Raw genomic sequence first — 20,335 nt, 5'->3', positions numbered from 1 at the left:
AAACTCACTGGCTGCATGTCGCTCAAAGTTGCCCCTCAGTTCCACGACAGGTGCGGAGTAAACCCATCCGTGTAAGTGCACAATTTTCATGTGTCACTAAAGCAGTGTGTTCCCATCAACATTCAGTCAGCTTTATACGCCTGCCACTCGCGCCAGACATTCTCAGGATCAATATCGCGGTAGCCGCGCTCTCTGATTATATCCTCGGCTGCTTCGGCTGGCAGGCGGATGGCTGTAGCGCCATCGCGAATGGACTCAACCTCATAGCGTGTCAATTCCCGTCCTATGTCCTGTTCTTTATCAATCAGAACTACGATCAACGCAGGGATAAAAACAATCTTCATACTGATAAGCCTCTGAAATGTTCGCATGCCACTGTATCACTGACAGTTTTGATATAGTTCAGTAATCGTTAATTTATTACCAGGACAGGAATCATTCATGACATTACAAATCCGTGAAGCCACACCTGCCGACGCGATGTTGCTTAATGCGCTGGGCTACCGCATCTACCGCGCACACTTTGAACATCTGTGGGAGTCAAAGTCTGAACTGGAAGCTTTTTTAGCAAGCGAATATTCTCTGGACGAGCTGGAACAGAGCCTGAATGAGCAAGCGGTCTGTTGGTATGTAGCAGAGACCGATAGGCCAATTGGTTTTGCGAAAGTGACCTATGAAAGCAGCATCCCTGATACGAATATGTCAGGGATGCTGCTTAACAAACTCTATCTTGATCCTGCAGACACCCGTAAAGGTTACGGTCAGGTCATGTTTGACACCGTCAAAGACCTGGCCCGGGCCAGGGGGAAAGACTTTGTATGGCTGGAGGTTCTTGAACAGAACGAACGCGCCTGTAATTTCTACCGCAAACAGGGCATGACCTTAATTAAAAGAGACTATTTCAAAACAGCTTCACAGCAGAGCGTCATCAGGATTATGGGGATTGCTGTCTAGCGGGTGACCGGCCGCTCCGTGCCAACAGCGGACATTGTTTCGGTCTACTGTCAGTGTTGTAACTTTTCTTAACTGACTGTTTTTGTGGGACTGGCGGGAATTGAATCTGCGAGCACACAGAAAAGTGATCCAGAAAATTAACCATTAAAGGCAATTTATCCGTAACCGAGCCCCACTTAACATAAGTGCACGACTGGTTATTTCATTAATTTAGTAATATTGGGCCGATTGCGATATTTATTATCCCATGGCATACCATAGCCAATGAGTAGATCATCACTCTCCATTTCATAGGCAAAATACTGTTTTACAGGAATATTCACTTTTCCAGGTTTGACGAAGAGGACGGCAACAGACAGGGATGCTGGATTGAAATTATCTAAGATATATTTAATAAGGCGCTTCATTGTACCACCTGATTCTATTGCATCATCAATAAGAATGACATGACGATTTTCAATCTCAATATTTTGATGGTAAACAATAGTGGAGTTGTTATTTCGTTCCCCAGGTGTGTGAGGGCAGGATATGTAATCCATGCTTACATCAAACTTCAGCTTTCTTGTTAAGTCTGCTGTATAGAGAATACCGCCTGGAACAACAGTTATAACAACAGCATCGGTGTAGTCATTGTTCAACTGCTCAGCCACACGACTGACACCGACAGCAATATTTTCTTCATCAAGAATAACTTCACCAATATGATGATTCATCGTTCGAACTCCACGTATGTTGTAATAACGAACTAAGCATTCAACTTATCAATCAAAAAGACTTCTTTCCGATTAATTTTCAACCAGAGACAATAGCCTGTTTGCAAGTATTTCACCATCGTGTTTACCACGCACCCAGACATCTTCAAACTCATCCAGCACACAGGTGTAGCGGGTTGATTCATTGATTTCATCCGAGAGATAGGCAAATTCACCCACATATTTTTCAATTGAAAGAAATCTCTGATTTCCCAGGACCATCAACTCAGGCAAGGCAATGGATGCGTCTGCATCGTGCCATTGCTGGATAAAACGATTAGCAACATCCTGCAAACCCAGTCCATGACTCTCACGGCATTCTAAAATATTAGCGATCAGTGCTACGGGGCATCCTGCTTTTGCTATGGCTGCGATTACTCCCTTAACCTGAAGATGTGGCATGATACTGGTATAAAAACTGCCAGGACCGAAAGCGACAAGATCCGCGTTCTTTATGGCTTCCAGCACGGCAGTATTTACCTGAGCATTGCTTCCGTTGGACGTTTGCAATGTGACAGAATTGATGCCAATCTCCGCCTGTTGCCTAGAAAGATGGGTAATTCTGTCCTGAGGTGAAACATGCTGCCCATCATTAAGATTAGCGGAAAGCACAAGATCATTATTGAGTGAAGAAGGCCAGACTTCTCCTGTAATGCCGCAGAGTTTTCTGAAAACAAAAATCGCGGTATTCATATCCCGATTATGTGCCAAATAGGCGCCGGTTAAGATGAAATTCCCGATACTGCCATTACGGTAGTCAAATGCGACACCCACCGTGGTAGAAAAAATCTGGAGATAATTAACAATTGCGCCTCTCAATCCAGTATCGAGGCGCTCAAGCAAAGGATGTCTGTCCTCCGCATAAGCCTGAAATTCTCTCAAAGCTTCCTGAGTTTCCCCCTCGGATGATAAACGGGTATTGCAGATGCGAACGATATCACCCGAACAGTTTTCACCATAGGCCATGGTCATTAGCGCCTGGCGGATATCACCTACAGATAATACATCGATATTTTCTCTAATTGATCGTGAGCTTCCACCGCTATCCCACGCAGGAACAATACGAGTCAAAGAAACTGGATGGTGGCAAAGCGCAATATTCAGAGAACGGCATGCACTGCCACCAGAAAACAAAACAATACGCTTCACTTTAAATCTCCTGGTGCAATTTTAGTGTTTTACTTAATGCCAGACTTAGCATTAATACGAGAATCATGAGTGCCGCTACAAAGATAAAGGCAGCAGGCAAAGAACTTCGGTGGGCAATAAAACCAATCATGGCTGGTCCTGCAAGTACGCCGATATACCCCATCGTAGTCACAGCTGGAACTGCAACTGCCTGCGGCATGCTCTGCTGTTTGCCAATCTGGCTGAACATAACAGGTACAATGTTTGCGCAGCCTGCGCCTATAAAGAAATAGCCGGCAAGGAGTGCGGGAATTGAGCTAACCAGGATAATGAGGCAAAAACCGAAAAAGGCCAGAATTGCACCGTAAATGACGACAGGCAAAGCGCCAAGGCGACTAATGACCGCATCACCGCTAAGTCTTCCCACCGTCATAGCGACAGCAAAGCAAGTGAAACCGAGACCTGCCTGAGAATCCGCAACTTGCCTTACTTCCGACAGATAAACAGCACTCCAGTCAAGTACGGTTCCTTCAGCCAGAAAAACGATAAAGCAGATGACACCTAAGAGCAGGACATCTCCTTTAGGAAAGGAAAATGATGGGCCTTCTGCTGGGCTGGCATAGGTAAGAAGTTGTCTGTAACTGGCTATTAACAACAAGAAGATAATGAGACAGACTGACAATGATGCTGTGTGAATGTTCAGACCAACAGTGAGCAGGCCGGTCATTACGCCAGCTCCCGCAATACCTCCTACGCTATACATCCCATGGAAACCGGACATAAGTGGGATGCTTTCGTTTTTCTCTACCAGTATTGCCTGAATATTCATGGCGCAGTTGGCAAGGCCAATCCCAGTGCCGAACGTGAGTAGAAGAAGGCCAAGTGAAACGGGGTCATTGGCTAATGTTAAAAACGGCATGGATAACAGAATAATCAGTACTGCACAGCCGATAATTTTACGACAGCCGAAGCGAGCTGTGAGAGGCCCTGCAAGGGGCATAGAAATAATAGCGCCCCCTCCTAGGCACAGGAGTAAAACACCCAAAACTGCCTCGTTAGCTCCAGTATTAATTTTTGCAAAAGGGACCATCACAGCCCAGGCTGACGTTGCCAATCCTGCGATGAAGAATATGCATCGTGTTGCAACTTTTTCGTTCATTCTTGTGCTCGCTTTGCGTTCGTTACGAGAGCGGTCTTTCGCATTTTCGCACTGCACCAGCCTGACTCATGGATACACAAATGTTGCTCTGATAATAAGATAAAGGGGCACGGTCGAAACATGCTTTAACCAGCTGAAATTTATGTTGATTTATGAATCCCCTATGCGCCGGGGAGTAATGTAAATCAACGGAGTTGACACAGATAATATGAATGCACGATCATGCACCCTCTTGCTCGTTTTAATGAACTTAGGAGTTAACGTGCTCGATTATGCAGCTTTCCCGGATCAACGACAAGCCCTAATTCGTGAGCTCTTACAAGAAAAAGGACGGGTTGTTTGTGTCGAGCTTTCTGCTCAACTAGGTGTGTCAGAACACACAATTCGCCGTGATTTACATGAGCTTAGTAAGGATGGCGTTTGCAAAAAGGTATACGGTGGGGCTGTGGCCACACTGCCTGAAGTAGGGAATTATGCTGATCGCACAACTACAAAAACAGATGAAAAGAGCATGATCGCGCAAAAGTGCGCGCAACTTATCAAAGCAAATAGCTGTATCTTTATCGATTCAGGCACGACGAATCTTGCTATGGCCATAGCTCTTCCGGAGTCAGTGGCTTTAACTGTGGTGACAAACTCGCCAGAAATAGCTGCCATTCTATTAAGAAAACCGTTATGCGAAGTCATCATGCTGGGTGGAGCGGTTCAACGCTCATCTGGAGGGTGTGTTGGCAGTCCTGCCCTTGAACAAATTAAAGCAATTATCTTCGATCAGGGTTTCATCGGAGGTTGTGCAATGTCGTTAGAATCAGGTCTGACTGGTTTCGATTATGCTGATTGTGAGTTCAAGAAAGCGGTTATCAGACAGTGCAGCGAAGTGATTGTGGGATTAACATCCGACAAGATCCCTGCGGCCGCTCGCTATGTCGTTGCAAGTAGCAGCCAGATAGATGTGCTCGTCATTGAGGGGGGTGTGAGCAAAAAATATGCTGAAGTATTCCAGGAAGCTGATCTTCAGATTTATGAAATTTAGGGTAAGACTGTGCTGCCAGTCCGCATAACCCCCATGTCTGACTGTTTATGCTAACGCCGTTGTGGGGGGGGGGAAGTGCAAACGTCTGCTGTTCGCTCACAGCAGACCTTGGAATCGTCCACTCCGTGCCAAGAGCGGACATTGAACAAGATTTGATGTAGGGTATTGCGCGATTCGTATAGCCGCAACGTTAATGAGAGCCAGACTTATGAACTACTTTATTCGACCAGCTACGCCTGACGATATCAATAAAATCATCGAATTCACCACTCAGGAAGCACAAGAATCTGAAGGTTCAGTGGTTGACCTTGTTGCTGTGGAGCGTGGCGTTTCGTCGGCGTTTAGTGAAAACCCACGTTCAAAATATTGGGTCATGGAAGATTCTTCAGGAACAGTGATCGCCAATACCTCTGTCGTAAAAGAATGGAGTGATTTTCATGGAAATGACTACTGGTGGATCCAAAGCTTTTATATCGCCCCGGAGCATCGTGGGATGGGATTAGCTGATGAGCTCATCAAACATCTTACAAAAGAAGCTAAATCAGAAAAGGCACTGGAGCTTCGCTTATATGTCCACGGAGATAACGGGCGTGCGATTCGTGCTTATGAGCGATGTGGTTTCACCGAATCTCCGTATACCATTATGAAAGTGGGTTTATAACTTCCCCAAATACAGCGCTCCTAATGCTCCACCTGAAATCAGAACACCCCTGACAGCCCACGATTCCACCAGGTTCAGATTTCTCATTCATCTTATTTTTCATGTTGCCATCAGATGAGGGAGATAATCGTTTTCACTTCCCGTCTGTCGCGGTAATCTCATAACGGTCGTTAATATTGCGACTGCAATGTGTGTAACCCAACTCAAATACTAATAACTAAAAAACAGTACAGACAGGATAACTATGGATTCCTCCCTCACCTCCACGGGTCCCCAACAGGACGCCTCTTCACTTAACCGCGCCCGACGCGCTGCGCTTGGTAGCTTCGCGGGTGCCGTGGTCGACTGGTATGATTTTCTGCTTTACGGCATCACTGCCGCACTGGTCTTTAACCGCGAGTTCTTCCCGCAAGTCAGCCCGGCGATGGGGACACTTGCCGCATTTGCCACCTTTGGCGTCGGATTCTTGTTCCGCCCGCTAGGCGGGGTGATCTTCGGCCACTTCGGCGACCGCCTGGGGCGTAAACGTATGCTGATGCTCACCGTCTGGATGATGGGGATCGCCACTGCACTTATAGGGATTATTCCTTCCTTTGACACCATTGGCTGGTGGGCACCTGTGCTGCTGGTGACGTTGCGCGCTATCCAGGGATTTGCCGTTGGCGGTGAATGGGGCGGGGCGGCGTTGCTCTCGGTCGAAAGCGCGCCGAAAAATAAAAAAGCCTTCTACAGCAGCGGTGTTCAGGTCGGTTATGGCGTCGGGCTACTGCTTTCTACCGGTCTGGTCTCGCTGATTAGCTCGCAAACCACCGATGAGCAGTTCCTGAGTTGGGGCTGGCGTATTCCATTCCTGTTCAGCATCGTGCTGGTATTGGGCGCGTTGTGGATGCGTAACCGAATGGATGAATCAGCCGAATTCGAACAGCAGCAGCAGGCACCGCAACCAGAGAAAAAGAGACTACCGGTAGTCGAGGCGTTAATCCGTCATCCAGGTGCCTTTTTGAAAATTATCGCTCTGCGCCTGTGTGAACTGCTGACGATGTATATCGTCACCGCGTTTGCCCTAAATTACTCCACGCAGAATCTGGGCTTACCTCGCGAACTGTTTCTGAATATCGGCTTATTGGTAGGTGGACTGAGCTGTCTGACCATTCCCTGCTTTGCCTGGCTCGCCGACCGCTTTGGTCGCCGGCGCGTTTACATTACCGGCGCACTGGTCGGGACGCTCAGCGCATTCCCGTTCTTTATGGCGTTAGAAGCGCAATCCATTTTCTGGATCGTGTTTTTCGCAATTATGTTAGCCAACATTGCACACGATATGGTGGTCTGCGTGCAGCAACCTATGTTTACCGGTTTGTTTGGCGCAAGCTATCGCTACAGCGGTGCGGGCGTTGGTTATCAGGTAGCAAGCGTGGTTGGCGGCGGTTTTACCCCCTTCATTGCTGCTGCGCTGGTAACATTCTCCGGCGGAGACTGGCACAGTGTGGCCATTTATCTGATGGCGGGTTGTCTTATTTCCGCCACTACAGCATTGCTGATGCGGGATAAGCAGCACGGTTAAGCCCGGGTGCGGAGGCCGTCCGGTCTTCGCACAATCTTCCTCAACGTCTGACTTTTGTTTCACATTCCTGTGACATACTATCGGGAGAGCTGTACATCTGAGGAACAAGGAGACAGACATGAACAATAAGGGCTCCAGCCTGACCCCGGCTCAGGCACTGGATAAACTGGACGCGCTGTACGAGCAGTCGGTAAAAGCACTGCGTAGCGCCATTGGTAAGTATATTGAAACAGGGACGCTCCCTGACGTAATCGCCCGCCATAACGGTCTTTTTGTTTACCCATCACTGTGTGTCACCTGGGATGGCAGCGCCACCAATCCCCCTAAAACCCGCGCCTATGGTCGTTTTACCCATGCGGGCTGCTACACCACTACGATTACCCGTCCGTCGCTTTTTCGTCCGTATCTTGAAGAACAACTCACGCTGCTGTATCAGGATTATGATGCGCATATCTCCGTTGAGCCGTCGCAGCATGAAATCCCCTATCCGTATGTCATTGACGGTTCTGAACTGACGCTCGACCGCTCGATGAGTGCCGGCCTAACGCGCCACTTCCCCACAACCGAGCTGTCACAGATTGGCGATGAAACAGCCGACGGTACCTATCATCCGGCGGAATTCTCCCCGTTGTCGCACTTCGACGCCCGACGAGTAGATTTTTCGCTGGCGCGACTGCGCCACTACACGGGAACACCGGTTGAACATTTTCAGCCGTTTGTGCTGTTCACCAACTACACCCGCTACGTCGATGAGTTTGTGCGTTGGGGTTGCAGCCAGATCCTCGACCCGGACAGCCCGTATATCGCGCTTTCTTGTGCGGGCGGGATCTGGATCACCGCTGAAACTGAAGCGCCTGAAGAAGCGATCTCCGATCTCGCCTGGAAGAAACACCAGATGCCCGCCTGGCATTTAATCACCGCCGACGGTCAGGGGATCACGCTGGTCAATATCGGCGTTGGCCCGTCTAACGCCAAAACCATTTGCGATCATTTGGCCGTACTGCGTCCTGATGTCTGGCTGATGATTGGTCACTGTGGCGGGCTGCGTGAAAGCCAGGCGATTGGCGACTATGTTCTGGCCCATGCTTATCTGCGTGACGACCACGTGCTGGATGCCGTACTGCCGCCAGATATTCCAATTCCGAGCATCGCGGAAGTGCAGCGCGCACTGTATGACGCTACCAAAGAAGTCAGCGGTATGCCCGGCGAAGAGGTTAAACAACGCCTGCGTACCGGTACCGTCGTCACCACTGACGATCGCAACTGGGAGCTACGCTATTCCGCTTCTGCGCTACGCTTTAACCTCAGCCGCGCGGTGGCTATCGATATGGAAAGCGCCACCATCGCCGCCCAGGGATATCGTTTCCGCGTTCCGTACGGCACGCTGCTGTGCGTTTCCGACAAGCCGCTGCACGGTGAGATCAAACTGCCTGGTCAGGCCAACCGTTTTTATGAAGGTGCCATTTCTGAGCATCTGCAAATAGGTATCCGGGCTATCGATCGTTTGCGTGCTGAAGGCGACCGACTGCACTCCCGTAAATTACGTACATTCAACGAACCGCCGTTCCGTTAAGACCTGAAGGTAACTATGCACAACTCAACTCCTCTTTCCGCCCTGCGCAACCTGCTGATAGCGCAGGGGCTGGATGGCATGATTGTTCCGCGCGCCGATGCTCATCAAAGTGAAGATTGTACGCCGCATGACAATAAACTAGCCTGGCTGACCGGTTTTAGCGGCTCTGCTGGCCTCGCGTTGGTCCTTCGGGATCGCGCGTTAATGTTTGTCGATGGACGCTATCAGGTCCAGGTACGCAATGAAGTCTCGCTGGATGATTTTGAAATTCATCATTTACACGATGAGCCGCTGGCCGACTATTTGCAGTCTCATGTTGCAGCAGGTAAACGTATCGGCTTTGAACCAATGCTGATGGTCAATAGTCAGTTTGAAGCACTGTCGGCAACCCACTGCGAGCTGGTGCCTCTTGAGCAAGATCCTTTTGACCAGGTATGGCTAGACCGCCCGGCAGCACCCTGCGGCATCATTCGTGAAATGCCCATTGAAATCAGCGGGGAAAGCAGCACGCAAAAGCGTGCCCGCGTCGTGGAACAACTCGCTCAACACCAGGCTGACGTGCTGGCAATTACTCTGCCGGATAACATTGCCTGGTTATTGAATGTGCGTGGTTCGGATCTGTCCATGGTACCAGTGCCGTTTTCGTTTGCCCTGCTCCATCGCAGCGGTGAGCTGGAATGGTTTGTGGATAGCAATAAAACGCAACAGCTCCCCGCATCACTGCTGGATACGCTTACTCTGGCCCCGCAAGAGAATTTTCTGACTCGCTGCCAGCAATTAGCTAATGGGAAGCGTTTCCTGGTCGATAAAGACTACGCCCCGGTCGCATTGCGTTTTGCCATTGAAGAACACGGTGGCAACGTTCTTTGGGCGCCCGATCCCATCACTCTGATGAAATCCCACAAAAATGACGTTGAACTGGCAGGCTATCGGGAATGCCATGAACAAGATGGCGCAGCCTGGGTAAACTTCCTTGCCTGGCTGGCCCATGAAGTTCCTTTGCGCGAAGCGGCAGGCAATCCGGTCACCGAGCTGGAAGCGCAGGCCAAGCAACTGGAATTTCGCCAGCAACAGCCGGGATTTATCGAGCAAAGTTTCAGCACGATTTCGGCCTCTGCCAGCAATGCCGCAATGTGCCATTACCACTCCAGTGAAAAAACCAATACGCCAATTACCTCACAGGCCATGTATCTGAATGATTCCGGTGGCCAGTACCACAATGGTACAACGGATACGACGCGTACCCTCGCGTTTGGCCCACAGGATCCGCAACGTCGCCTGCATTACACTGCCGTGTTGAAAGGCTTTTTGTCGCTTATTTCGCTGCAGTTTCCCTGCGGGACTCAGGGCCATCAACTGGATGCTTTTAGCCGCCGGGCGTTGTGGGAGCTGGGTCTGGATTTTGATCATGGTACGGGACACGGCGTGGGTCACCAGTTGCTTATTCATGAGCAACCCCATCGCATCGCCAAAAAAGTAAACCCGTGGCCACTGGTCGCAGGCAACATCATCACCATCGAGCCGGGTTATTATCTGGCCGGACAATATGGGATCCGTATTGAGAATCAGGTGGAGATTATCAACAGTCGTCCTGGTTTCTGTCGTTTCTCAACGCTGACGCTGGTACCGATTGATTTGAATCTGGTCGAACTGCATCTGCTGAGTGATGCTGAGAAACAGTGGATTGATGATTACCACCAGCAGGTCAGAGAGACGCTATCCCCGCGCGTGAACGCAGAGGCACGTCCCTGGCTGTTCGCCGCCACCGCACCGATTCGCGTTCAGGCTAATTAATGCAATAAAAAAGGCAGCCCGCAGGCTGCCTTAGTTCTCCCCAACTTCTTACTGCTTAGCTGTTACGGATGTACTCATCCATTTCAGTTTTCAGGTTATCGGACTTAGTCCCGAAGATAGCCTGAACACCGGAACCAGCTACCACAACGCCTGCCGCACCCAGTTTCTTCAGGCCAGCCTGATCCACTTTAGCAACGTCAGCCACGCTGACACGCAGACGAGTGATGCACGCATCGAGGTTAGTGATGTTTTCTTTACCGCCGAATGCAGCAACCAGAGCCGGAGCCATTTCACCGGTCGCACCTGCTTTGCTGTCTTCGGTAGCATCTTCACGACCTGGCGTTTTCAGGTCCAGCGCTTTGATCAGCACACGGAAGATGGTGTAGTAAACAATCGCATAACCGATACCGACAATCGGGAACAGCCACAGTTTGCTGCTGTTACCGGACAGAACGATAAAGTCGATCAGACCGTGGGAGAACGACGTACCGTCGCGCATACCCAGCAGGATACAGATCGGGAATGCCAGACCAGCCAGAATCGCGTGGATGATGTACAGGATCGGCGCCACGAACATGAAGGAGAACTCGATCGGCTCGGTAATACCGGTCAGGAACGAGGTCAGCGCCGCGGAGATCATGATACCGCCCACTTTCGCGCGGTTTTCTGGTTTAGCAGAGTGCCAGATAGCGATAGCAGCAGCCGGCAGACCGTACATTTTGAACAGGAAGCCACCGGACAGTTTGCCCGCAGTCGGGTCACCCGCCATATAGCGAGGAATATCACCGTGGAACACCTGGCCCGCAGCGTTGGTGTATTCACCGATCTGCATCTGGAATGGAACGTTCCAGATATGGTGCAGACCAAACGGTACCAGGCAGCGTTCAATGAAGCCATAGATACCGAACGCCACGACCGGGTTCTGGTATGCAGCCCACTGAGAGAACGTCTGAATAGCAGTACCAATCGGCGGCCAAATGAAGGACAGAACCACACCTGTGAAGATGGCAGCCAGACCAGAAATGATAGGAACGAAACGCTTACCCGCAAAGAAGCCAAGATACTCAGGCAATTTGATACGGTAGAAACGGTTGAACATATACGCTGCAATCGCACCGGAGATAATCCCCCCGAGAACACCCGTATCAGCAAGGTGTTTAGCGGCGATCTCTTCAGCAGGTAAATGCAGAACCAGCGGCGCAACAACAGCCATGGTCTTAACCATGATTCCGTAAGCAACAACGGATGCCAGTGCAGATACACCGTCATTATTAGTGAAGCCTAACGCAACACCGATAGCAAAAATCAGCGGCATGTTCGCAAAAACAGAACCGCCTGCTTCTGCCATTACGTGCGATACAACGGCTGGCAGCCAGCTGAAGTTAGCGGAACCGACGCCCAGCAGGATACCTGCAATCGGGAGTACGGATACCGGCAGCATCAGCGATTTACCGACCTTTTGCAGGTTAGCAAATGCATTCTTAAACATAATTAGGAGTGCTCCTGAGTATTTGTGCTTATACACTTCATCCTTCAAACCGCCTCAGCGCGGGCTGCGCTCGTTCATCCCAGACACTTACTCTAGTAAGCTCCTGCAATTCACTCACTTGCCGCCTTGATGCAGCTTGATTGACTTTGTGTATTCTACGTTCTCACGCATTGGCGAGGGGGGAGAACCTCGCCGTGTACAGGGCATCTAAGTACCCTTTATTTATTACACAGAGTAAAATAATTCAGTTTGTTTTTGTTTGACGGCTATCACAGTTCAGTCGTGAATGGCCGCAAAATCCGCACATTCCGATAAAATGCGTTTCTGAATGTGTCAAACTGATTATTCACCGCCCATTTTGTGGCGGTGAACTTTACTCGCATTAGTGATTAATTACGAGCTTTAAAAAAAGTCAGTTAACGAACAGATTGCAGGCGAGAAGCGTCGATGTGAAACAGGTGGGCAAAGTTATCAGTGGTTGCCTGCGCCAGTTCTTCAACGGCAACACCTTTCACTACGGCCAAGTACTCTGCAACGTCACGAGTCATGGCGGGCTGGTTCTCTTTTCCACGATGCGGTACAGGCGCAAGGTAGGGAGAATCCGTCTCGACCAATAACCGGTCCAGAGGAACATAGCGGGCGGCATCACGGAGCTGCTCTGCATTTCGGAACGTGACGATGCCGGAAAACGAGATATAGAATCCAAGGTCCAGTAATTTGCCCGCCGTTTCTCTGTCCTCTGTAAAACAGTGTAGTACGCCGCCACAATCCGTCACTTTTTCTTCGCGCAGAATAGACAGCGTATCGGCTCGCGCATCGCGGGTATGCACGATAACCGGCTTCTGTAACTCACGGCCGATCTGAATATGGTGGATAAAAGATTCCTGCTGGCGCACCTTTGTTTCCGGCGTGTAAAAATAGTCCAGCCCGGTTTCTCCCATCGCCACAACCCCCTCTTCGTCGGCAAAACGACGCAGGTCCTCAACATCATAGGTTTCATCCTGATTTAACGGATGCACGCCGCAAGAGAAAACGACATTGTCACGCTCACCGACCAGTTCGCGCATACTGCGATATCCTGGCAGGGTGGTCGCGACGGCAAGACAGAATTTCACATCACGTGCGGCCGCTTTTGCCAGCACGTCATCCACGTCCTTATGCAGAGATTGATAATCCAGGCCATCAAGATGGCAGTGTGAGTCGACTAAAAACATAATGTCTCTCTCAAAGATGGGGAACAGGCAGTACGGTGCCTGGTTGCAGGTAATGCTCAATACGAAGAATAAGATCGGTTAACACCAGCTCACGGTTTACGCCTGTTACGTTCAGCAGTTGCTGACGACAATGACAAACGTCACCGAGTATCGCCTGTATCTGGGCAACGGATAACCGTTCTGCGATAGAAGATATCAGGTCCAACGCATCAGGATTCGTTAAATGGGAAACCCCATACGGACGTTTCAACGCATCGGTCAACAACGTTGCCAGCCAGTGTAAACGGGTGGCAGCCTGATCGTGGTTTAACACCGCGAGCAAGATATACCAGTCGCCTGCGTTTAATGTGTTCACCAGTGCCGCACAAAAATCTGTGCGGTGCGCCCAGCTTTCAGCCTGTAACAACGTAAGTGCCGCGCCAGGCGAACCTGCGCTCAGGCGCAACGCGCTAAGCAGCGCTTCTGACGACGCAGTCACCTCACGAGCAAGCCAGGAGATCGCATACGACTCCGGAGGTGGCGCAAGATGATGTAACCGGCAACGACTGCGTAATGTCGCCAGCAAGCGAGCTGGCTCTGTGCTGGCGAGGAAAAACCAGGTTTGTGCCGGGGGCTCTTCCAGCGTTTTCAGCAAGGCGTTGGCGGCAGCATCGGTTAACTGGGCAGCATCCGGGATCCACACGACCTTCGCACCGCCGAGACGCGAATGCTCGTACAGCTTTTCACTGACTTCGCGTACCGCATCAACCCCGAGCGTGCTTTTGCCTTTTTCCGGCAGCAGCGAATAGTAGTCAGGGTGCGTCCCCGCCTGCATTAGCTGACAGCCGCGGCACTGTCCACAGCTTTTATGCCCTTCCGGCTGCTGGCACATTAAATAGCGGCTGAGGGCGTAAATCAGCGCGTCGTCGCCCATTCCGGGTAACGCCTGAATCAGTAACGCATGGTGACCACGACCCGTCTGGTAGCTGGCTACCAGTTTTTCAAAATCCGGTCGTAACCATGGGTACCATTTCATGCGCCCTGCTCCTTCACCCATTGGGTGATGGTATGACGGATATCAGCCATCACAGCCTCCAACGGCTGCGTAGCGTCTATAGTACGAATGCTGACGTCTTTGGCAGCCAGCTCAAGATAGCGCGCGCGAGTACGATTAAAGAAGTCGAAAGATTCCTGCTCAATACGATCCAGCTCGCCGCGGGCACGGGCACGCTTCAACCCGACTTCTGGCGTCACATCCAGATAGATCGTCAGGTCCGGGCGAAAATCACCAAGCACCGCATCACGCAGGGTTGCCAGCATGTTTTGATCGATACCGCGTCCGCCGCCCTGATACGCCTGGGTCGACAGATCGTGACGATCGCCAATTACCCACGCGCCTTTCGCCAGTGCAGGTTTAATAACGGTTTCGACCAACTGTACACGCGCCGCGTAAAACATCAGAACTTCGGCTTTATCGGTAATGACCTCGTCACCGACCGATTTAATATCCAGCACCAGACTTCTTAGTTTCTCAGCCAGCTGCGTTCCACCAGGTTCACGGGTGAAAACCATGTCACGAATACCGAGTTGCTCAAGTGTCTCCACCACCACGTTACGCGCGGTGGTTTTTCCGGCGCCTTCCAGGCCTTCAATGACGATATAGTTACTGCCCATTTTTTTCCTTAAGCACTTTCAGGTAATCCTGCACGGACCGGTTATGGCTGGCAAGATTGGTGTTAAACGTGTGGCCGCCTTTACCGTCAGCCACAAAATAGAGATACGGCGTTTTTGCCGGATGCGCCGCGGCCTGCAATGAAGCCTCTCCCGGCATGGCAATCGGGCCTGGCGGCAGTCCCGTAATGGTATAGGTGTTATAGGCGGTCGGGGTGTCTAAATCCACACGCGACAATTTGCCATTATACCGTGTACCCATCCCGTAAATCACGGTCGGATCGGTTTGTAAACGCATACCGATACGTAAGCGGTTAATAAAGACCGAAGCCACCTGGTCGCGCTCGCTGGCAACCGCAGTTTCTTTTTCAATAATAGAAGCCATGGTTACCAGCTGATTTTTGTCCTGATAAGGCAGGCCATCAGCGCGTCCCTCCCAGACAGTATCCACCGCTTTAACCATTTTCTGATGCGCGCGTTTTAGTAACGCTACGTCAGTAGTATTGGCGGTATACATCCAGGTATCTGGCCAGAACCAGCCTTCTACCCATTGCGGGTTTTCAAGCTTCAGCGCCTCGGCCACGGTCTCATAGCTATCGCCGCTCAGCGTATGTTTGATATACGGGGCATCACGCAGCTGTTTGAGGTAATCGCTCAGGCGCATCCCTTCAACCAGACGTAACGGGAACTGCGCCTCTTTGCCGCTTTCCAGCAGTTGCAGCATGTCCCGCACCGTCATGTCAGGCGTGAAGCGATATGTTCCGGCCTTAAAATGCGACAGCTCGGGCTCCACACGCAGCAGCCACTGGAACACGCGCGGACGATTGATAACTTTGTCTGCATACAGCTGTTCGCCGAGAGCCAGACGGCCCGTTCCCGCTTTCAGCGTAAAAATCGTTTCTTCTTTAATCAATAATTTGCTGTCCGCCAGATGGCGAACTTTCCACATTCCCACTCCAGCGGCAATGCCCAGCACAACCAGCAATAACAGGACAACAAGTAACAGTTTTTTCATGACTAATTCGGGTGCTCACAAAGTGGGGCTAAATAATCGAATAACAAACGTGAAGACAACAACGTGTCGCCACAGGCACGCACGGGAATAATGGGCATTAACGCGTTACAGACGACGATTTCATCAGCCTGCATTACCTCCTCCAACCCGGCATACACTTCGACAATACTGAATGGCGATTGTGCCAGCATCCGGATACAGAATTGTCGCATAATACCGTTCACTCCAGCCTGGTCCAGCCGGGGCGTGTAAACCACATCGCCTTTACGCCAGAACAAATTAGCCGCACAGCATTCCGTAACCCATCCCTCGCTGTCAAGAACCAGCGCTTCATCGGCGTCCGTCTGTTCAAGATGAGAGCGAATCAACACCTGCTCCAGTCGATTCAGGTGTTTAAGCCCGGCAAGCAGTGGATTACGTCCCAGCCGCACTGGGCTTAGCGCCAGCGTAATGCCTTCTTGCCGCCAACGATCGTAATGATCGGGCCAGGCTGAAACGGAGAGGATGCGTGTGGCACTATGACAATTTTTGCCACTGTAACCCCGGCCCCCACTGCCACGGCTGATAATCACTTTCAACACACCGCGTACGTGCCCTTTCGCCAGCATTTTCATTTCATTTTGCAGCTCGGACCAATCTTCAAAAGAGATCAGCAGTTTTTGGCAAGCGTCTTGTAAACGCTCAAGATGCGCTGCAAAGAGAGGGATTTCACCGTCGATAATACAGGCAGTGGTAAAACAGCCATCACCAAATTGGGTCGCTCGATCGCTTGCGGCCAGCATATCTTGCTCGCAGCCATTAATTAAGAACATGGTGGCTCCTTATTTCTGGTCCGCTAGTTTGGCAGGATGAGTAACACAGGACAAGGGCGGAAAACCGAATAAAAAAAGGCCCGACAAGCGGACCTTTTCAATTTGCTATCGATGCTAGCGCATCACCTGACGGACTTAAATCTTTTTAAAGATCAAAGAGCCGTTGGTACCACCGAAGCCAAAGGAGTTACACAGCGCATACTCCAGACCACTAACCTGACGCGCTTCGTGAGGTACGAAGTCCAGGTCACAACCTTCATCCGGGTTATCCAGGTTGATGGTTGGCGGAATAGCCTGATCGCGAAGCGCCAGGATAGAGAAAATAGACTCTACCGCGCCCGCCGCACCCAACAGGTGTCCGGTCATGGATTTGGTGGAGCTTACCATCACACGGCTTGCCGCATCGCCAAAGACAGATTTCACTGCCTGGGTTTCAGCTTTATCGCCTGCAGGCGTAGACGTACCATGCGCGTTGACATAGCCAATCTGACCCGCTTCGATAGCCGCATCGCGCAGTGCGTTGACCATTGCCAGCGCAGCGCCTGCACCGTTTTCCGGTGGCGACGTCATGTGGTAAGCATCGCTGCTCATACCGAAGCCAACGACTTCAGCATAGATTTTTGCACCGCGCGCTTTCGCATGCTCGTACTCTTCCAGTACCACCATGCCAGCACCGTCGCCCAGCACAAAGCCGTCACGCTCTTTGTCCCATGGGCGGCTTGCCGCTTGCGGGTTATCATTACGCGTAGACAGTGCACGTGCCGCGCCAAAGCCACCCACACCCAACGGCGTACTGGCTTTTTCAGCACCACCCGCAACCATCGCGTCTGCATCGCCGTATGCAATGATACGTGCGGCATGACCGATGTTATGCACGCCTGAAGTACAGGCGGTCGCAATGGAGATGCTTGGCCCTTGCAGGCCGTACATGATGGTCAGGTGACCAGCCACCATGTTAACAATCGTCGACGGAACGAAGAACGGGCTGATCTTACGCGGTCCACCGTTTACCAGTGAGGTATGGTTTTCTTCGATAAGACCGAGACCGCCAATACCAGAGCCGATAGCGGCGCCAATACGATGAGCGTTCTCTTCCGTAATTTCGAGGCCAGAATCCTGCATGGCCTGAACGCCAGCGACAATTCCATATTGAATGAAGGCATCCATCTTGCGCTGTTCTTTGCGCGAGATAATGTCTTCACAGTTAAAATCCTTTACTAAGCCAGCAAATTTCGTTGCATAGGCGCTAGTATCGAAATGGTCGATCAGGCTGATGCCACTCTGACCGGCAAGGAGAGCTTTCCAGGTAGACTCTACGGTATTGCCGACAGGAGACAACATGCCCAGTCCGGTCACAACTACACGACGCTTAGACACGGTTGTCCTCCAGGGAGGGAAAATAATTCAAGTGGGATAAAAAGATAAAACTCAGGCGGTCGAATGACCGCCTGGAGATGTTCACTTACGCCTGGTGGCCGTTGATGTAATCAATGGCAGCCTGAACGGTAGTGATTTTCTCAGCTTCTTCGTCCGGAATCTCAGTATCAAACTCTTCTTCCAGAGCCATTACCAGCTCAACGGTGTCAAGAGAATCTGCGCCCAGGTCTTCAACGAAGGAAGCATTGTTGGTTACTTCTTCCTGCTTAACGCCCAGCTGTTCGCCGATAATTTTCTTAACGCGTTCTTCGATAGTGCTCATACTCTTAAATTTCCTATCAAAACTCGCTTTCGCGATGGTTTTCGTAGTGTATAAAATGTTGAAAAATTTGCAACTAAATCCCGGCAGGTCTTACCACGATTTTACGTTATTTTGAGGCCAAGACCTACAATAACGCAAATATTTTTCATCGTGGTTAAACCATGTACATCCCGCCGTTGACGTGCAAAGTCTCACCTGTGATGTAACTTGCTTCGTCAGAAGCTAAAAATGCAACCGCACTGGCGATTTCCTGAGCGCCACCGAGGCGACCCGCAGGAACCTGCGCCAGAATACCCGCACGCTGATCATCAGACAGCGCACGCGTCATGTCCGTTTCAATAAAGCCCGGAGCAACAACGTTTACAGTAATGCCACGAGACGCAACTTCGCGCGCCAGTGATTTACTGAAGCCGATCAGACCCGCTTTCGCCGCAGCGTAGTTAGCCTGACCCGCATTTCCCATGGTACCAACCACAGAACCGATAGTGATAATACGCCCATGACGCTTTTTCATCATAGCTCGCATTACCGCTTTTGACAGACGGAAAACAGATGACAGGTTGGTTTCGATGATATCGTTCCACTCGTCATCTTTCATGCGCATTAACAGGTTATCACGAGTAATCCCGGCATTATTGACCAGGATATCGACTTCACCAAATTCTGCGCGAATATTTTCCAGAACAGATTCGATAGATGCCGGATCGGTCACATTCAACATCAGACCTTTACCATTTGCACCTAAGTAATCGCTAATGGCCTGCGCGCCGCTTTCGCTGGTAGCAGTACCGATAACTTTCGCGCCACGGGCAACAAGTGTCTCAGCAATTGCGCGGCCAATGCCACGGCTTGCACCGGTAACCAGCGCGATTTTTCCTTCAAAACTCATGGTCTTCCTCTTTTATTGCTCTAGCGCCGCAGACAGTGCCGCCGGCTCATTCAGTGCCGAAGCAGTCAGGGTGTCAACAATACGTTTCGTCAGACCGGTCAGAACTTTACCCGGACCGACTTCATACAGGTGCTCTACGCCCTGGGATGCCATAAATTCAACGGTTTTAGTCCACTGAACCGGGCTATACAACTGACGAACCAGCGCATCGCGAATTGCGTCTGCCGTGGTCTCGCACTTCACGTCGACGTTGTTCACAACCGGAACAGTCGGCGCGTTAAAGGTGATTTTCTGCAGCTCAACGGCCAGTTTCTCAGCGGCAGGCTTCATCAGCGCGCAGTGAGAAGGAACGCTGACCGGCAGCGGCAGCGCACGCTTAGCGCCCGCGGCTTTACAGGCAGCACCAGCACGTTCTACGGCTTCTTTATGCCCGGCAATAACCACCTGACCCGGTGAGTTAAAGTTTACCGGTGAAACCACCTGGCCTTCGGCAGACTCTTCGCACGCTTTAGCGATAGCGGCATCGTCCAGACCGATAATAGCAGACATGCCGCCAGTGCCTTCCGGAACCGCTTCCTGCATGAATTTGCCACGCAGTTCAACCAGACGTACGGCATCGGCAAAACCGATAACACCCGCACATACCAGAGCAGAATATTCGCCCAGGCTATGACCCGCCATCAGCGCAGGTGTTTTACCCCCCTGCTGCTGCCATACGCGATAAAGCGCAACGGATGCGGTCAACAGCGCGGGCTGCGTCTGCCAAGTTTTATTCAGTTCTTCAGCCGGACCTTGCTGAGTCAACGCCCACAGATCATAGCCCAGTGCAGCTGATGCTTCAGCAAATGTTTCTTCAACAATTGGGTAGTTTGCTGCCATTTCAGACAACATCCCAACGGTCTGGGAACCCTGCCCCGGAAACACAAATGCAAATTGCGTCATGTTTAAATCC

The 20,335-nt window shown here is 51.0% G+C and carries 20 protein-coding genes; 6 read left to right on the top strand and 14 right to left on the bottom strand.

The genetic code is table 11. The features are described 5' to 3' along the window. Positions 1–122: 122 nt before the first annotated feature. Entirely contained in the window at positions 123–344 is a 222-nt protein-coding gene (locus tag OGY09_RS17985; protein WP_032942976.1) for a hypothetical protein, read from the bottom strand. Positions 345–441: 97 nt separating this feature from the next. On the opposite strand from OGY09_RS17985, the gene OGY09_RS17980 reads away from it, so the two are divergent. After that, the gene (locus OGY09_RS17980; protein ID WP_032942975.1) at positions 442–954 is read left to right on the top strand and encodes a GNAT family N-acetyltransferase; all 513 of its coding nucleotides are present in this window, start codon (positions 442–444) and stop codon (positions 952–954) included. A 197-nt stretch (positions 955–1,151) separates the two neighbouring features. Here OGY09_RS17980 and OGY09_RS17975 read toward each other — a convergent pair whose 3' ends face one another. The 3 genes from OGY09_RS17975 to OGY09_RS17965 all read right to left on the bottom strand — a co-directional run bounded on the left by OGY09_RS17975 (position 1,152) and on the right by OGY09_RS17965 (position 3,993). Next, on the bottom strand, positions 1,152–1,667 hold the full coding sequence (locus OGY09_RS17975) for a phosphoribosyltransferase (RefSeq protein ID WP_032942973.1): 516 nt from the start codon (positions 1,665–1,667) through the stop codon (positions 1,152–1,154). A gap of 72 nt (positions 1,668–1,739) precedes the next feature. After that, entirely contained in the window at positions 1,740–2,855 is a 1,116-nt protein-coding gene (locus OGY09_RS17970) for a gluconeogenesis factor YvcK family protein (RefSeq protein WP_032942972.1), read from the bottom strand. Position 2,856: 1 nt separating this feature from the next. Then, positions 2,857–3,993 (bottom strand): MFS transporter, encoded by a 1,137-nt coding sequence (locus OGY09_RS17965; protein WP_032934445.1) that lies wholly within the window; start codon positions 3,991–3,993, stop codon positions 2,857–2,859. 262 nt (positions 3,994–4,255) lie between these two features. Here OGY09_RS17965 and OGY09_RS17960 point away from each other — a divergent pair, with 262 nt between their 5' ends. The 5 genes from OGY09_RS17960 to OGY09_RS17940 all read left to right on the top strand — a co-directional run bounded on the left by OGY09_RS17960 (position 4,256) and on the right by OGY09_RS17940 (position 10,615). After that, positions 4,256–5,026: a DeoR/GlpR family DNA-binding transcription regulator gene (locus tag OGY09_RS17960; RefSeq protein WP_003832721.1), complete on the top strand. Its 771-nt coding sequence runs from the start codon at positions 4,256–4,258 to the stop codon at positions 5,024–5,026. 208 nt (positions 5,027–5,234) lie between these two features. Further along, complete coding sequence (locus OGY09_RS17955) at positions 5,235–5,687, top strand: GNAT family N-acetyltransferase (RefSeq protein WP_032942970.1); 453 nt, start codon at positions 5,235–5,237, stop codon at positions 5,685–5,687. A 244-nt stretch (positions 5,688–5,931) separates the two neighbouring features. After that, a complete protein-coding gene (gene shiA / locus OGY09_RS17950; protein WP_003832199.1) occupies positions 5,932–7,248 on the top strand; it encodes a shikimate transporter in 1,317 nt (438 codons plus the stop codon). A gap of 118 nt (positions 7,249–7,366) precedes the next feature. Then, complete coding sequence (locus OGY09_RS17945; protein WP_032942969.1) at positions 7,367–8,821, top strand: AMP nucleosidase; 1,455 nt, start codon at positions 7,367–7,369, stop codon at positions 8,819–8,821. Between the two features lie 15 nt (positions 8,822–8,836). Beyond that, positions 8,837–10,615, top strand: coding sequence for an aminopeptidase P family protein (locus OGY09_RS17940; protein ID WP_032942968.1), 1,779 nt, complete (start codon positions 8,837–8,839; stop codon positions 10,613–10,615). Between the two features lie 55 nt (positions 10,616–10,670). Here the strand turns inward: OGY09_RS17940 and ptsG are convergent, their stop codons facing one another. From ptsG to fabD, 10 genes are all read right to left on the bottom strand, one after another. Next, on the bottom strand, positions 10,671–12,104 hold the full coding sequence (gene ptsG, locus OGY09_RS17935; protein ID WP_003836725.1) for a PTS glucose transporter subunit IIBC: 1,434 nt from the start codon (positions 12,102–12,104) through the stop codon (positions 10,671–10,673). 416 nt (positions 12,105–12,520) lie between these two features. Then, positions 12,521–13,318, bottom strand: coding sequence for a metal-dependent hydrolase (locus tag OGY09_RS17930; protein WP_032942966.1), 798 nt, complete (start codon positions 13,316–13,318; stop codon positions 12,521–12,523). Positions 13,319–13,328: 10 nt separating this feature from the next. Next, entirely contained in the window at positions 13,329–14,333 is a 1,005-nt protein-coding gene (holB, locus tag OGY09_RS17925) for a DNA polymerase III subunit delta' (protein WP_032942965.1), read from the bottom strand. After that, complete coding sequence (gene tmk / locus OGY09_RS17920; RefSeq protein WP_003832189.1) at positions 14,330–14,971, bottom strand: dTMP kinase; 642 nt, start codon at positions 14,969–14,971, stop codon at positions 14,330–14,332. Before tmk ends, holB begins: the two co-directional genes overlap by 4 nt. Beyond that, entirely contained in the window at positions 14,961–15,983 is a 1,023-nt protein-coding gene (gene yceG, locus OGY09_RS17915) for a cell division protein YceG (RefSeq protein ID WP_032942964.1), read from the bottom strand. Before yceG ends, tmk begins: the two co-directional genes overlap by 11 nt. A 2-nt stretch (positions 15,984–15,985) precedes the next feature. Next, complete coding sequence (pabC, locus tag OGY09_RS17910; protein WP_032942963.1) at positions 15,986–16,795, bottom strand: aminodeoxychorismate lyase; 810 nt, start codon at positions 16,793–16,795, stop codon at positions 15,986–15,988. Positions 16,796–16,930: 135 nt separating this feature from the next. Then, complete coding sequence (gene fabF, locus OGY09_RS17905) at positions 16,931–18,172, bottom strand: beta-ketoacyl-ACP synthase II (protein WP_003036260.1); 1,242 nt, start codon at positions 18,170–18,172, stop codon at positions 16,931–16,933. Between the two features lie 85 nt (positions 18,173–18,257). Beyond that, positions 18,258–18,494 (bottom strand): acyl carrier protein, encoded by a 237-nt coding sequence (gene acpP / locus OGY09_RS17900; protein WP_000103754.1) that lies wholly within the window; start codon positions 18,492–18,494, stop codon positions 18,258–18,260. Positions 18,495–18,648: 154 nt separating this feature from the next. Then, positions 18,649–19,383: a 3-oxoacyl-ACP reductase FabG gene (gene fabG / locus OGY09_RS17895; RefSeq protein WP_003036255.1), complete on the bottom strand. Its 735-nt coding sequence runs from the start codon at positions 19,381–19,383 to the stop codon at positions 18,649–18,651. 12 nt (positions 19,384–19,395) lie between these two features. Next, positions 19,396–20,325 (bottom strand): ACP S-malonyltransferase, encoded by a 930-nt coding sequence (gene fabD, locus OGY09_RS17890; RefSeq protein WP_003832182.1) that lies wholly within the window; start codon positions 20,323–20,325, stop codon positions 19,396–19,398. Between the last annotated feature and the right edge of the window lie 10 nt (positions 20,326–20,335).

Source organism: Citrobacter sp. Cpo071, from assembly GCF_030332765.1.
GTDB classification, from domain to species: Bacteria; Pseudomonadota; Gammaproteobacteria; order Enterobacterales; family Enterobacteriaceae; genus Citrobacter; species Citrobacter portucalensis.
Note: the sequence above shows the minus strand (reverse complement) of the source record. Positions and strands in the feature narration are given on the sequence as shown.